This is a genomic window from Streptomyces filipinensis (assembly GCF_014649495.1).
GTDB lineage: Bacteria > Actinomycetota > Actinomycetes > Streptomycetales > Streptomycetaceae > Streptomyces > Streptomyces filipinensis.
In genome coordinates, this window is the sequence record NZ_BMTD01000014.1 from 90,511 (window position 1) to 103,696 (window position 13,186).

At 71.7% G+C, this 13,186-nt stretch carries 12 protein-coding genes and 1 pseudogene; 11 read left to right on the plus strand and 2 right to left on the minus strand.

The window, feature by feature from the left end; genetic code table 11:
- The first annotated feature begins 4 nt into the window (after nucleotides 1–4).
- A complete protein-coding gene (rnc, locus tag IE244_RS28055) occupies nucleotides 5–862 on the plus strand; it encodes a ribonuclease III (RefSeq protein ID WP_191876364.1) in 858 nt (285 codons plus the stop codon).
- A gap of 82 nt (nucleotides 863–944) precedes the next feature.
- Nucleotides 945–1,805 carry a bifunctional DNA-formamidopyrimidine glycosylase/DNA-(apurinic or apyrimidinic site) lyase gene (gene mutM, locus IE244_RS28060; protein WP_191876365.1) on the plus strand — a complete coding sequence of 287 codons (861 nt, stop codon included), beginning with the start codon at nucleotides 945–947 and terminating at the stop codon, nucleotides 1,803–1,805.
- On the opposite strand, the gene IE244_RS28065 is transcribed toward mutM, so the two are convergent.
- On the minus strand, nucleotides 1,778–2,188 hold the full coding sequence (locus IE244_RS28065) for a winged helix-turn-helix transcriptional regulator (RefSeq protein ID WP_191876366.1): 411 nt from the start codon (nucleotides 2,186–2,188) through the stop codon (nucleotides 1,778–1,780). The two genes, mutM and IE244_RS28065, sit on opposite strands and share 28 nt — an antisense overlap.
- Nucleotides 2,189–2,307: 119 nt before the next feature.
- Here IE244_RS28065 and IE244_RS28070 point away from each other — a divergent pair, with 119 nt between their 5' ends.
- The 4 genes and pseudogenes from IE244_RS28070 to IE244_RS28085 form a co-directional block, all read left to right on the plus strand.
- Entirely contained in the window at nucleotides 2,308–2,892 is a 585-nt protein-coding gene (locus IE244_RS28070) for a flavodoxin family protein (RefSeq protein ID WP_191876367.1), read from the plus strand.
- A 324-nt stretch (nucleotides 2,893–3,216) separates the two neighbouring features.
- Nucleotides 3,217–3,489 carry a hypothetical protein gene (locus IE244_RS28075; protein ID WP_191876368.1) on the plus strand — a complete coding sequence of 91 codons (273 nt, stop codon included), beginning with the start codon at nucleotides 3,217–3,219 and terminating at the stop codon, nucleotides 3,487–3,489.
- 20 nt (nucleotides 3,490–3,509) lie between these two features.
- Nucleotides 3,510–3,707, plus strand: a complete 198-nt coding sequence (locus IE244_RS28080) for a hypothetical protein (protein WP_191876369.1) — start codon at nucleotides 3,510–3,512, stop codon at nucleotides 3,705–3,707.
- Nucleotides 3,708–3,792: 85 nt separating this feature from the next.
- Nucleotides 3,793–3,969 (plus strand): annotated as a pseudogene (locus IE244_RS28085) (site-specific integrase); the annotation flags it as partial.
- Nucleotides 3,970–3,990: 21 nt separating this feature from the next.
- Here the strand turns inward: IE244_RS28085 and IE244_RS28090 are convergent.
- The gene (locus IE244_RS28090; protein ID WP_191876370.1) at nucleotides 3,991–5,127 is read right to left on the minus strand and encodes a CAP domain-containing protein; all 1,137 of its coding nucleotides are present in this window, start codon (nucleotides 5,125–5,127) and stop codon (nucleotides 3,991–3,993) included.
- A 181-nt stretch (nucleotides 5,128–5,308) separates the two neighbouring features.
- Between IE244_RS28090 and IE244_RS28095 the strand changes: the two genes are divergently transcribed.
- From IE244_RS28095 to IE244_RS28115, 5 genes are all read left to right on the plus strand, one after another.
- Nucleotides 5,309–5,590, plus strand: a complete 282-nt coding sequence (locus tag IE244_RS28095) for an acylphosphatase (protein ID WP_031167288.1) — start codon at nucleotides 5,309–5,311, stop codon at nucleotides 5,588–5,590.
- 381 nt (nucleotides 5,591–5,971) lie between these two features.
- Nucleotides 5,972–6,175: a hypothetical protein gene (locus tag IE244_RS28100; RefSeq protein ID WP_031167290.1), complete on the plus strand. Its 204-nt coding sequence runs from the start codon at nucleotides 5,972–5,974 to the stop codon at nucleotides 6,173–6,175.
- A 245-nt stretch (nucleotides 6,176–6,420) separates the two neighbouring features.
- Entirely contained in the window at nucleotides 6,421–10,044 is a 3,624-nt protein-coding gene (gene smc / locus IE244_RS28105; RefSeq protein WP_191876371.1) for a chromosome segregation protein SMC, read from the plus strand.
- Nucleotides 10,045–10,283: 239 nt separating this feature from the next.
- The gene (locus IE244_RS28110) at nucleotides 10,284–11,702 is read left to right on the plus strand and encodes a sugar porter family MFS transporter (protein WP_191876372.1); all 1,419 of its coding nucleotides are present in this window, start codon (nucleotides 10,284–10,286) and stop codon (nucleotides 11,700–11,702) included.
- Nucleotides 11,703–11,856: 154 nt separating this feature from the next.
- Nucleotides 11,857–13,182: a penicillin-binding transpeptidase domain-containing protein gene (locus tag IE244_RS28115; protein WP_191876373.1), complete on the plus strand. Its 1,326-nt coding sequence runs from the start codon at nucleotides 11,857–11,859 to the stop codon at nucleotides 13,180–13,182.
- Nucleotides 13,183–13,186 lie beyond the last annotated feature (4 nt).

The window sequence follows — 13,186 nt, forward strand, 5'->3', positions numbered from 1 at the left end:
GCTGGTGAGAGGCACTGTGTCCAGTCCCAAGAAGGCGGAAGACGCCAAGGCGGACGCACCCGCCAAGAAGAAGGCGGACAACACGGCCTCGTCCCACACGCTTCTGGAAGGGCGGCTCGGCTACCAGGTCGAGTCCGCCCTTCTGGTGCGCGCGCTGACCCACCGTTCCTACGCGTACGAGAACGGCGGTCTGCCGACGAACGAGCGGCTGGAGTTCCTCGGTGACTCCGTCCTCGGCCTCGTCGTCACGGACACGCTGTACCGAACCCACCCCGACCTGCCCGAAGGCCAGCTGGCCAAGCTGCGGGCCGCGGTGGTCAACTCGCGTGCGCTGGCGGAGGTCGGGCGTGGCCTCGACCTGGGCTCCTTCATCCGGCTCGGCCGCGGTGAAGAGGGCACGGGCGGCCGGGACAAGGCGTCCATTCTCGCCGACACCCTGGAAGCGGTGATCGGCGCGGTCTATCTCGACCAGGGCCTCGACTCGGCGTCCGAGCTGGTGCACCGGCTCTTCGACCCGCTGATCGAGAAGTCCTCGAACCTCGGTGCCGGCCTGGACTGGAAGACCAGTCTCCAGGAGCTGACCGCGACCGAAGGACTCGGTGTGCCCGAGTACCTGGTCACGGAGACCGGACCCGATCACGAGAAGACCTTCACTGCTGCCGCCCGCGTCGGAGGCGTCTCGTACGGCACCGGCACCGGCCGCAGCAAGAAGGAGGCGGAGCAGCAGGCCGCGGAGTCCGCCTGGCGGGCCATCAAGGCCGCCGCGGACGAGCGCGCCAAGGCAGCCAAGGAGGCCGAGCAGGCCGCCGAGGAGGCCAAGGAAGCCGTCAAGGACGGCGAGTCCTCGTCCGCCCCCGCCTGACCCACAACAGCGCCGAGCGCCCGCCCCGCCGTTCCCGGTGGGGCGGGCGCTCGGCTCGTCCACCGCTTCGTACGGGGGTCCCATGCCCGAGTTGCCCGAGGTCGAGGTCGTCCGGCGTGGCCTCGCGCGCTGGGTCGCCCACCGCACCGTCGCCGAGGTCGAGGTGCTGCACCCGCGCGCCGTGCGCCGGCACATCGCGGGCGCGGACGACTTCGCGCACCGGCTCAAGGGCCATCACATCGGCACCCCCAGCCGCCGCGGCAAGTACCTGTGGCTGCCGCTGGAGGAGACCAACCAGTCCGTCCTCGCCCACCTCGGCATGAGCGGCCAGCTGCTGGTGCAGCCCGTTCGGACGCCGGACGAGAAGCACCTGCGCATCCGGGTCCGGTTCGCCGACTCCCTGGGCACCGAGCTCCGGTTCGTCGACCAGCGCACCTTCGGCGGGCTGTCGCTGCACGACAACACCCCCGACGGCCTGCCCGACGTCATCGCGCACATCGCCCGCGACCCCCTCGATCCGCTGTTCGACGACGAGGCCTTCCACCAGGCACTGCGCCGCAAGCGGACCACCATCAAGCGCGCCCTGCTGGACCAGTCGCTGATCAGCGGGGTCGGCAACATCTACGCGGACGAGGCGCTGTGGCGCTCCCGCATCCACTACGAGCGCCCCACGGCGAACTTCACCCGCCCGGTCACGACGGCGCTCCTCGGCCATGTCCGGGACGTGATGAACGCGGCCCTCGCCGTCGGCGGCACCAGCTTCGACAGCCTGTACGTCAACGTCAACGGCGAGTCCGGCTACTTCGACCGGTCCCTGGACGCCTACGGCCGCGAGGGCCTGCCCTGCAAGCGGTGCGGCACGCCGATGCGCCGGCGCCCCTGGATGAACCGGTCCAGCTACTTCTGCCCGAAGTGTCAGAGGGCGCCGCGCGTCTCGTCGTAACGCGCGCGTGCCGCGAGGACGTCGTCCATGGCGCCCTCCACGCAGTGGATGAGCGCCAGCAGACGCTCGGTGACCTGTCGGCCCAGCGGGGTCAGCTCGTAGTCCACGCGCGGCGGGTTCGTCGGCTGTGCCTCGCGGTGCACCAGACCGTCGCGTTCCAGCGCGTGCAGCGTCTGGGACAGCATCTTCTCGCTCACGCCGTCCACGCGGCGGCGCAGCTCGTTGAAGCGCAGCGAGCCCTCGTACAGCGCGCCGAGCGTCAGTCCGCCCCAGCGGCCCGTGACGTGCTCCAGCGTGCCGCGGGACGGGCAGGACTTGGCGAAGACGTTGTAGGCCAGGTCGTCGTGCGCCTGGTCGTCCTGGTCCTGGGTGGTGGCGGTCATGGGACAAGGGTACGCGGGCGCAGCGCTAACCACTAGCTTGCACTAACTGGAGGTTAGTGCTTTCCTGAAGTCACTGCTCTTGAGCTGCCCATCCGAGCCCACCCGTTCGAGGAGCCTCTGTGACCACCCCTGTCGTTTCCATCGCCTACCACTCCGGCTTCGGCCACACCGCCGTCCTCGCCGAGGCCGTCCGTGCCGGGGCCGCCGACGCGGGTGCCGAGGTGCACCTGATCAAGGTCGACGAGATCACCGACGACCAGTGGGAGACGCTGGACCGCTCCGACGCGATCGTCTTCGGCTCGCCCACCTACATGGGCACCGCCTCCGGTGCCTTCCACGTCTTCGCCGAGGCGACCTCCAAGCGCTGGTTCGGCCAGGACTGGAAGGACAAGCTGGCCGCCGGCTTCACCAACTCGGCCTCCAAGAGCGGCGACAAGCTGCACACCCTGCAGTTCTTCCAGACGCTCGCCGCCCAGCACGGCATGACCTGGGTGAACCTCGGCCTGCTCCCCGGCTGGAACGCGAGCACCGCATCCGAGAACGACCTCAACCGCCTCGGCTTCTTCGCCGGCGCCGCCGCCCAGAGCAACAACGACCAGGGCCCCGAGGGCGTCCACAAGGCGGACGTCGCCACCGCCGAGCACCTCGGCCGCCGGGTCACCGAGACGGCGAAGGTCTTCGCCCGGGGACGGGCCGCCGCCTGAGCGAACCCTGGACCGGCCGCCGCCGGTCACCGCCGACTCGACCGTCGGTGGTGACCGGCGGCGGCCGTCTGCATGCCGCGGGCGCCGGTTGCACCATCGGACGTGCCGCGGAGGGCTGTAAGGCGTCGGTCGTGGGTCGCCGGCGAGCACCCTCCGACGGCCCCGGGACGGCCCGGCCGGGCGAGCGCGGCGGGCCCTCGGTGCGTCCGTGGTGGTCGGCGCCGGTCGTCGTCGGCCGCCCTCGGACGGCCCGAAGACCGTCCCAGGGTGCCGGGTCAGGGCCCTCGACGCCAGGGTTCCGGGGTGTCTGGAACCATGCCGGTCATGAGCACGTGGACGTCCATGGCCGTGGCGGAGCAGGCGCTGCTGCGCCGAGCCATGCAGAAGCACCAACTGGCCGGCATGGTGCAGTACTACGGAGCGGCGCTGCGCTGGGCCGGTGACTCTGAGGCCCAGCCCCCGCGTAGCTACACGCAGGGGGAAGCGCGGGAGCTGGCGCCCCGGCTGGCCGAGGCGGCCTTGGGCCTGGTCGAGCGGGGGCGGCTGGATGTCCGCCAGGTGTCCGGACCGTGGTCCGATCCTTCCGCCCGGTCTTGAACCGCCGGGAGCTGCATGGGGTGCTGACCGACCCGGACCAGTGGATCCCGACCGAGTCATCCCCGGACCGTATCTGGCTGTCGGTGCCAGAGGCCGTCGACGCACGTTTCAGGGCCGACGCCTTGCCGGCGCCGCAGTCGGGCGGATTCCCGCCCGCGGAGGAGCGGACTGCGGTCGAGGAGGAGCTGCTGGTCGGCCTGGGGGCCTGGCGTGCCTGACCACCACCGCCCATCATGCTGAACGAGCGCCCCCGCGCGGAGGGGTGGCCCGAGCGGGGAGGCTCGCGCCACCGGCACCAGGGGGCTGCCGCGGGATCGGAACCGCTTCAACGACCGCGTCTGGCGGCCGGCACTTCGGGCGGCGGGTGCCGAGACCGGGCGGGACAACGGCATGAACGCGCTGCGGCACTTCTACGCCTCGGTGCTGCTGGACGCGGGGGAGGGCATCAAGGCTCTCAGTGAGTACCTGGGCCACCACGACGCCGCCTGACCTGCGGTTGTCTCAGTACCCGAAGTCCTGGGTCCACCAAGGGCCGCCGGGACCGAAGTGGACGCCGACTCCGAGGGTCTTGAAGTCGCAGTTCAGGATGTTGGCGCGGTGGCCGGGGCTGTTCATCCAGGCCTGTACCACGGCCGCCGCGTCGGCCTGGCCGCGGGCGATGTTCTCGCCGCCGAGGTCGGTGACGCCGGCCGCCGCGGCCCGGTCCCACGGCGTCTTGCCGTTGGGGTCCGTGTGGTCGAAGAAGTCCCGCGCCGCCATGTCGTCGCTGAACGACTCGGCCAGCCGGGTCAGCGAGGAGTTCGCCGCCAGCGGGCTGCACCCGACCTTCGCCCGCTCCTGGTTGACCAGCTTGAGCACCTCCGCCTCGGCGGCGGCCCGCGCCGAGACGGTCACCGGTGCGGAACTCGCCGTGGGCTTCCTGGGCGTCTTGGGTGACATGGTCGCCGCGGGCGACGGGGCGTGGGTCGTCTTCCGCCGGGACGGCGTGGTGGTCGGCGCCGGCTCCTCGGACGCGGTCTTCGACGGGCCGGGCGTGGGGGAGACCGATTTCGAGGCCGACGCGGAGACGGACGGGCGCGGGGACTCCGGGCCCACCGGGTTCCGGCCGGTGCCGGTGCCCGTGCCGCGCTCGCCGGTGTCGGCGCTGCCCGAGGTGCCGCCCTGCTCCGCGGCCGTGTTGCTCGGTGTGCCCGCCGCCTGCACCCGCTCGCCGCCGGCGGTCTCCGTGGTGCCGCCGAGCTTGTAGTTCTGCAGACCCGGCACCACGCCCGTGGCCACCGCGGCCGTACCGAGGGCGACGGCCGCGGACACCCCGAGCAGGCCCGTGCGGACCGGCTTTCCGGCCCTCTTCCGGCGCCGGGGGCCGGGGGAGGGGGCGCCGGCCGGCGGGAAGCCGCCGCCCGCGGAGCCTTCGGCCGCCGGGCCGCCGTCGCCCGCCGCGAACAGATAGGCGTGGGCCCTGGCGGTCTCCTCGGCGTAGGCCTCCGGGTTCAGATACGGCGCGATGCCCCTGGGCGCCCGATCCGCGTACCAGTCCTGAGGGTCCCCGCTCCCGGTGGCGGAGCGCTCCGTACGTATGCCCTCCGTGGCGCGGCCCGAGGCGGCGCGGCCGGCGGCGATGCGTCGGTGGCGTCCCATGTCCCTGACCTCTTCTCGTCCTCGCGGTCGGCCGGGAGCCTGCGCGGCGAGTGACTCCTTCTGGCCAACCCGACTCACTCGATCGAGTGAGTTTCATATGAGATGCATTGGCTCGGGACGGTACCCCATGCCGCCGGAGGACGATGTGTGCTGAGCGACACCGCCCGGTTAGGTTGCCCCCATGAGCGAGGATGTTCGACTGGTCGCCTGGGTGCGTGGACGCGTGCAGGGTGTGGGTTTCCGCTGGTTCACGCGTGCCAAGGCGCTGGAGATCGGCGGCCTGAGTGGTTTTGCTCTCAATCTGGCCGACGGCCGGGTCCAGGTGGTCGCGGAGGGGGCCCGGGAGGGCTGCGAGGGGCTCCTCGACTGGCTCCAGGGCGACGACACGCCCGGGCGGGTCGACGGAGTCACGGAGATCTGGGACACACCGCGCGGCGGCTACGACGGCTTCGCCATCCGCTGAGCCGGATCCGCGAAGGCGCGCGGCCCGGCGCGCGGCGAGCTGCCGCGAGCGCCTGCGCAAGCGGAAACGACCTGGTGGTTGCCAAGAACGGCCCAGCATGGCAGGCTCCGCTGGTACTGCTGATCGTCACGCCCTGAGGGCTCCGGGTGAGTCGCAGCGCCGCCGCTTTTCCGGCCGCGCGCCCCGGTCTGCCCGCCAATACAGGGCGTGATCGTGTTGACCGTCAAACTTTTTGGTGAGACGCTGAAAGCCCCGCGCACCTTAGCTGTTTGGCATGGAGCAACAGCAGAGCAACACCCGAATGTGCCAAGCACCGCGGGTGCGAATCCCTCACGACCCACACCGCATCGGTCGGTCACTCAGTGTGGAGGACCATCCATCATGGCAAAGGCGCTTCTCGGTTACGTCGGCGGCTCCGACCCGCGACTCCTCGCCGAGATGCGACGGCTGCAGCAGCGTGTACAGGACCTGGAGTCCGAGCTGGTAAGGATCCAGGCGGAGAACGAAGCGCTGTCGGCTGCCGCCTCTCAGGACAGGATCATGGAGAGCATCGACGCACACCAGGCGGAGCCTGCGCTCACCTGATCACTGCATCAGCTCCACCACAGCAGTCGCAGCGATCGGGCTGCCGTGTCAACCGCTCAGTTGATCGGGCGACCGAAACCCGGCCGCCAGAGTTGCAAGGGACGCTTCGGCGTCCCTTCTTTCTTTCCCCCGCGCATCCTTTCACCTTCTTTAACGTACGGTGTGCCCTGCATGTTCAATGGCGAAACCGCGCGGTTGCGAGGGTTCATGGAGTGAGATAGCGGCGCCCGGTAGAGTCCGGCGGCGTGCACCTCAAGGCCCTGACCCTCCGCGGCTTCAAGTCGTTCGCCTCGGCGACCACGCTCCGGTTCGAACCAGGCATCACGTGTGTCGTCGGACCGAACGGCTCGGGCAAGTCCAACGTCGTGGACGCGCTCAGCTGGGTCATGGGCGAGCAGGGCGCCAAGTCGCTGCGCGGCGGCAAGATGGAGGACGTCATCTTCGCCGGCACCACCGGCCGTCCGCCGCTGGGCCGGGCCGAGGTGTCCCTGACCATCGACAACTCCGACGGCGCGCTGCCCATCGAGTACGCCGAGGTCACCATCACGCGGATCATGTTCCGCAACGGCGGCAGCGAGTACCAGATCAACGGCGACACCTGCCGCCTCCTCGACATCCAGGAACTCCTCTCCGACTCCGGCATCGGCCGCGAGATGCACGTCATCGTCGGCCAGGGCCAGCTCGACTCCGTCCTGCACGCGGACCCGACGGGCCGCCGCGCCTTCATCGAAGAGGCCGCGGGCGTCCTCAAGCACCGCAAGCGCAAGGAGAAGGCGCTGCGCAAGCTGGACGCGATGCAGGCCAACCTCGCGCGCGTGCAGGATCTGACGGACGAACTGCGCCGCCAGCTCAAACCCCTGGGCCGGCAGGCGGCGGTGGCCCGCCGGGCCGCCGTCATCCAGGCCGACCTGCGGGACGCACGCCTGCGCCTGCTCGCCGACGACCTGGTACGGCTGCGCGAAGCCCTCACGGCCGAGGTCGCCGACGAGGCGGCCCTGAAGGAGCGCAAGGAGACGGCCGAGCAGGAGCTGAAGAGGGCCCTGCACCGCGAGGGCCTGCTGGAGGACGAGGTACGGCAGCTCACGCCGCGGCTCCAGCGCGCCCAGCAGACCTGGTACGAACTGTCCCAGCTGGCCGAACGTGTGCGCGGCACCGTCTCGCTGGCCGACGCCCGGGTGACGAGCGCCACCTCGGCGCCCCCCGAGGAGCGGCGCGGCCGCGACCCGGAGGACCTGGAGCGCGAGGCCGCCCGCGTCCGCGAGCAGGAGGCCGAGCTGGAGGCGGCCCTGGAGGCGGCCCAGCACGCCCTCGACGACACCGTCGCCCACCGGGCCGAACTGGAACGGGAGCTGGCGGTCGAGGAACGCCGGCTGAAGGACGTGGCCCGGGCCATCGCCGACCGCCGCGAGGGCCTGGCCCGGCTGTCCGGGCAGGTCAACGCGGCGCGCTCCCGCGCGGCCTCCGCCCAGGCCGAGATCGACCGCCTGGCCACGGCCCGCGACGAGGCGCAGGAACGTGCCGTCGGGGCCCAGGAGGAGTACGAGGCGCTCAAGGCCGAGGTCGACGGCCTCGACGCGGACGACGCGGACCTCGCCGAGCAGCACGAGGCGGCCAAGCGGCAGCTCGCCGAGGCCGAGGCCGCCCTGAGCGCGGCCCGCGAGGCGCTCACCGCGGCCGAGCGCGGCCGCGCCGCGACCCAGGCCCGCCACGAGGCCCTGGCCCTGGGCCTGCGCCGCAAGGACGGCACCGGAATACTGCTCGCCGCCCGCGACCGGCTCACCGGGGTCCTCGGCCCGGCAGCGGAGCTGCTGACGGTCGCGCCCGGCCACGAGGTCGCGCTGGCCGCGGCTTTCGGCGCGGCGGCGGACGCGATCGCCGTGACGACCCCGGCATCGGCGGCGGAGGCGATCAGACTCCTGCGCAAGCAGGACGGCGGCCGGGCGGCACTGTTGCTGGCGGGGCCCGTGGAGGCGACGTCCGGGGCAGCGCCCCACCGGGGCGCGGGGACCGGCGCGGCAGGCCAGGACGCGCCCACGGCCGCCGAACCGGTTCCCACGGCACCCCCCGGTGGGCACTTCGCCGCGGACCTGGTCCGCGGCCCCGCCGAACTCCTCCCCGCCGTCCGCCGCCTCCTGCGGGGAATCGTGGTCGTCGGCACCCTGGAGGACGCCGAGGACCTCGTCTACGCGCACCCGGAACTGACCGCCGTCACCGCGGAGGGCGACCTCCTGGGCGCCCACTTCGCGCACGGCGGATCGGCCGGCGCCCCCAGCCTGCTGGAGGTACAGGCCTCCGTCGACGAGGCCGCGGCCGAGCTGGCCGGACTGGTGGTGCGCTGCGCGGACCTGGCCGAGGCACAGCACACCGCGGCCGAGCGCCGTGGCCTGGCCGCGTCGCACGTCGAGGAACTGGGGGAGCGCCGCCGCGCCGCCGACCGGGAGAAGTCGGCCGTGGCCCAGCAGCTGGGGCGGCTCGCCGGACAGGCGCGGGGCGCCGCCGGCGAGGCCGAGCGGTCGGCCGCGGCGGCGGCGCGCGCGCAAGAGGCGCTGGAGAAGGCCGTACAGGAGGCGGAGGAGCTGGCCGAGCGGCTCGCGGTCGCCGAGGAGATGCCGGTCGAGGAGGAGCCGGACACCTCCGTGCGGGACCGGCTCGCCGCCGACGGCGCCAACGCCCGCCAGACCGAGATGGAGGCCCGCCTCCAGGTCCGTACCCACGAGGAACGGGTCAAGGGGCTCGCCGGACGGGCGGACTCCCTGGACCGGGCGGCCCGCGCGGAACGCGAGGCACGCGCGCGTGCGGAGCAGCGCAGCGCCCGGCTGCGGCACGAGGCCGCCGTCGCCGGGGCCGTCGCCGCCGGTGCCCGGCAGCTGCTCGCGCACATCGAGGTGTCCCTCGCCCGCGCCGAACAGGAACGCACCGCCGCCGAGGCCGCCAAGGCCCTGCGCGAGCAGGAACTGACCGCCGCGCGCACCGCCGGACGCGAACTCAAGGCCGAACTCGACAAGTTGACGGATTCGGTGCACCGTGGCGAGGTACTCGGCGCCGAGAAACGGCTGCGGATCGAGCAGCTGGAGACCAAGGCGCTGGAGGAACTGGGTGTCGAGCCGGCGGGACTGGTGGCGGAGTACGGGCCGCACCAGCCCGTGCCGCCCTCGCCCGCCGCCGACGGCGAGCAGCTGCCCGACGACCCGGATCACCCGCGCAACCAGCCGTGCCCGTTCGTGCGGGCCGAGCAGGAGAAGCGGCTCAAGGCCGCCGAGCGGGCGTACCAGCAGCTGGGCAAGGTAAATCCGCTGGCGCTGGAGGAGTTCGCGGCGCTGGAGGAGCGGCACAAGTTCCTCAGCGAGCAGCTGGAGGACCTGAAGAAGACGCGGGCCGACCTGCTGCAGGTGGTGAAGGAGGTCGACGAGCGCGTCGAGCAGGTCTTCACCGAGGCCTACCGGGACACGGCCCGGGAGTTCGAGGGCGTCTTCAGCCGGCTGTTCCCCGGTGGCGAGGGACGGCTCGTCCTCACCGACCCCGACAACATGCTCACCACGGGTGTGGACGTCGAGGCGCGCCCGCCGGGCAAGAAGGTCAAGCGGCTCTCCCTGCTCTCCGGCGGTGAGCGTTCGCTGACGGCCGTCGCGCTGCTGGTGTCGATCTTCAAGGCCCGGCCGAGCCCGTTCTACGTCATGGACGAGGTCGAGGCGGCGCTGGACGACACCAACCTGCAGCGGCTGATCCGGATCATGCAGGAGCTGCAGGAGGCCTCGCAGCTGATCGTGATCACGCACCAGAAGCGCACGATGGAGGTCGCCGACGCGCTCTACGGCGTCTCCATGCAGGGCGACGGCGTGTCCAAGGTCATCTCCCAGCGGCTTCGCTGACGTATTCGGCATCCCTGAACAAGATCAACTGACTCGATGTTCACTTCTTGAACACTCGGGGGCTTGGCGTATCTCAAAACTCACAGCAGCTGAACTATTGACTTCGAAACTTGAACGCATAGTCTCTGCAACGTTGCTTTTACCTTCAGGTGTGAGCGGCGTGTCCCTATGCGCCACTGGATACCTGGATGGGATCACCCCCACCCGCGGCAGCGCTGCCGTGGCCCGAGGAGATTTACGTGACCAGCACAGCGCAGGCACCTCAGTCAGGAGCCGGTACGGCTCATCCCGAACATCTCGGGCACGTCATCTTCATCGCGGCAGCCGCCGCGATGGGCGGTTTCCTCTTCGGCTACGACAGTTCCGTGATCAACGGCGCGGTCGAGGCCATCCGCGGCAAGTACGACATCGGCTCCGCGGCCCTCGCCCAGGTCATCGCGATCGCCCTGATCGGCTGTGCCGTCGGCGCCGCCACGGCCGGCCGCATAGCCGACCGGATCGGCCGTATCCGCTGTATGCAGATCGCCGCGGTCCTGTTCACGATCAGCGCCGTCGGCTCCGCGCTGCCCTTCGCGCTGTGGGACCTCGCCTTCTGGCGCGTCGTCGGCGGCTTCGCCATCGGCATGGCCTCCGTCATCGGCCCGGCCTACATCGCCGAGGTCGCCCCGCCCGCCTACCGCGGCCGTCTCGGCTCCTTCCAGCAGGCCGCGATCGTCGTCGGCATCGCCATCTCCCAGCTGGTCAACTGGGGTCTGCTGAACGCCGCCGGCGGCGACCAGCGCGGCCACCTGATGGGCCTGGAGGCCTGGCAGGTCATGCTCGGCGTCATGGTCATCCCGGCCGTCCTGTACGGCCTGCTCTCCTTCGCGATCCCCGAGTCCCCGCGCTTCCTGCTCTCCGTCGGCAAGCGTGAGCGCGCCAAGGAGATCCTCGCCGAGGTCGAGGGCAAGGGCGTCGACCTGGACGCGCGCGTCGCCGAGATCGAGCACGCCATGACGAGCGAGCACAAGTCCACCTTCAAGGACCTGCTCGGCGGTGGCTTCTTCTTCAAGCCGATCGTCTGGATCGGTATCGGCCTGTCGGTCTTCCAGCAGTTCGTCGGCATCAACGTCGCGTTCTACTACTCCTCGACGCTGTGGCAGTCGGTCGGTGTCGACCCGACGGACTCGTTCTTCTACTCCTTCACGACGTCGATCATCAACATCATCGGCACCGTGATCGCGATGATCTTCGTGGACCGCATCGGCCGCAAGCCGCTCGCCCTCATCGGCTCGGTCGGCATGGTCGTCGGTCTCGCGCTGGAGGCCTGGGCGTTCAGCCACCACCTGGTCGACGGCAAGCTCCCGAGCACCCAGGGCTGGACCGCCCTGATCGCCGCGCACATCTTCGTCCTCTTCTTCGCCCTGTCCTGGGGCGTGGTGGTCTGGGTCTTCCTCGGCGAGATGTTCCCGAACAAGATCCGCGCCGCCGCCCTCGGTGTGGCCGCCTCCGCGCAGTGGATCGCCAACTGGGCCATCACCGCGAGCTTCCCGTCACTGGCCGACTGGAACCTCTCCGGCACCTACGTGATCTACACGGTCTTCGCCGCGCTCTCCATCCCGTTCGTCCTGAAGTTCGTCAAGGAGACGAAGGGCAAGGCGCTGGAGGAGATGGGCTGACCCGCACGGCCAGCTCCCCGAGACCGAGGAGAAGGGGCCCAAGACCCCGCTGCCCCTCTCCTCGTACCCCCCCGCCCCCGCACCGGCCACTGCCCGGTCCGGGGGCGGCGGTTTTCCGCCCGGCCCGGTGGCCACCTCTCCTAGGGTGTCCGCCATGCATACGAAGATCGGAAAGCCGGTCCTGGCCGCGGGACTCGGCGTCGCGCTCGCGGTGTCCGCGACGGCCTGCGGCGGCCACGAACAGCGGGGCGGCCCGGCCGGGAAGTCCGGTGCCGGAGCGGCTTCGCGGCTGTCGTCGAGCCGCGGCCTGGGGAACATCGTCGTCGGCGGCAGACCGGTGACCGGATCGGAGCCCTCGGGCATCGCCAAGGTCCCCTACCGGCGCACCTACACGGACGGCGCGCTCTACGCCCCGGTCACGGGGTACCGGTCCATGGCCTTCTACCGGAGCGGACTGGAGGCCGTCTACGACGACGTCCTGTCCGCCGGGCTGAAGTCCGGCGGCCCGTCGGGCGACGTCGTGACGACCATCCGCCCCGGCGTGCAGAAGGCGGCGTTCGACGCACTCGGCGACCGCGAGGGGGCGGCCGTCGCCCTGGACACCCGGACCGGGAAGCTGCTCGCCCTGGTGAGCACGCCGTCCTACGACCCCGGGACGTTCAGCGGCAACACCCTCCGGGACGAGACGGCCTGGAAGACCCTGATCAGACAGAAGCCCGCCCCCCTGCTCAACCGCGCCCTGCGCCTGACCGCCGCCCCCGGGGCGGCGTTCCACGTCGTGGTCGCCGCCGCCGCTCTGGAACGGGGGCTGTACCCAGGCGTGGACGACGCCACGAAGAGTCCCCTGACGTTCGCCGTACCCGGCACGGCGGACACCGTGACCGGTGACGACCCGCGGTGTGAGAACGCGACCATCCGGACGGCTCTGCGGTACTCCTGCGCCAACGTCTTCGCCAGGATGTCGCTCGACGTGGGCCGGTCCGCGCTCCGCTCGACGGCCGAGAAGCTCGGCTTCAACGACGAGAAGCTGCTGACCCCTCTGCGGGCCGCCGAGAGCACCTATCCCACGCAGGCGCTGTCGGGGGCGCAGCTGGCCCGGACGGGCGACGGGGGCGGGGGCGTCGCCGCCACCCCCGTGGAGATGGCGCGGATCACGGCGTCCCTCGCCGACGGCGGCCGGCTCGTGACCCCGCGGCTGGTGGACCGGGTGGAGAAGGCGGACGGAGGCACGGAGCGGCCCGGGGCGTCGGGCGACCGGTCCGGGCAGGCCGTCTCCCGCCACACGGCGCAGGCACTGCGGTCCGTCCTGACGGCCACGGCGGTCCGGGGCGGCGACGTCGCCGGATCCTGGTTCACCACGTGCGCACGACAGGCCGACGGGGGGACCGTCAGCATCGCCGTCTACGTGGGGCGGTCCGGCGGGGACGGCGCTCGGCGAGCGGAGCAGGTCGCCGGGCGGATCGCCGGGGCGCTGTCCTGACCGC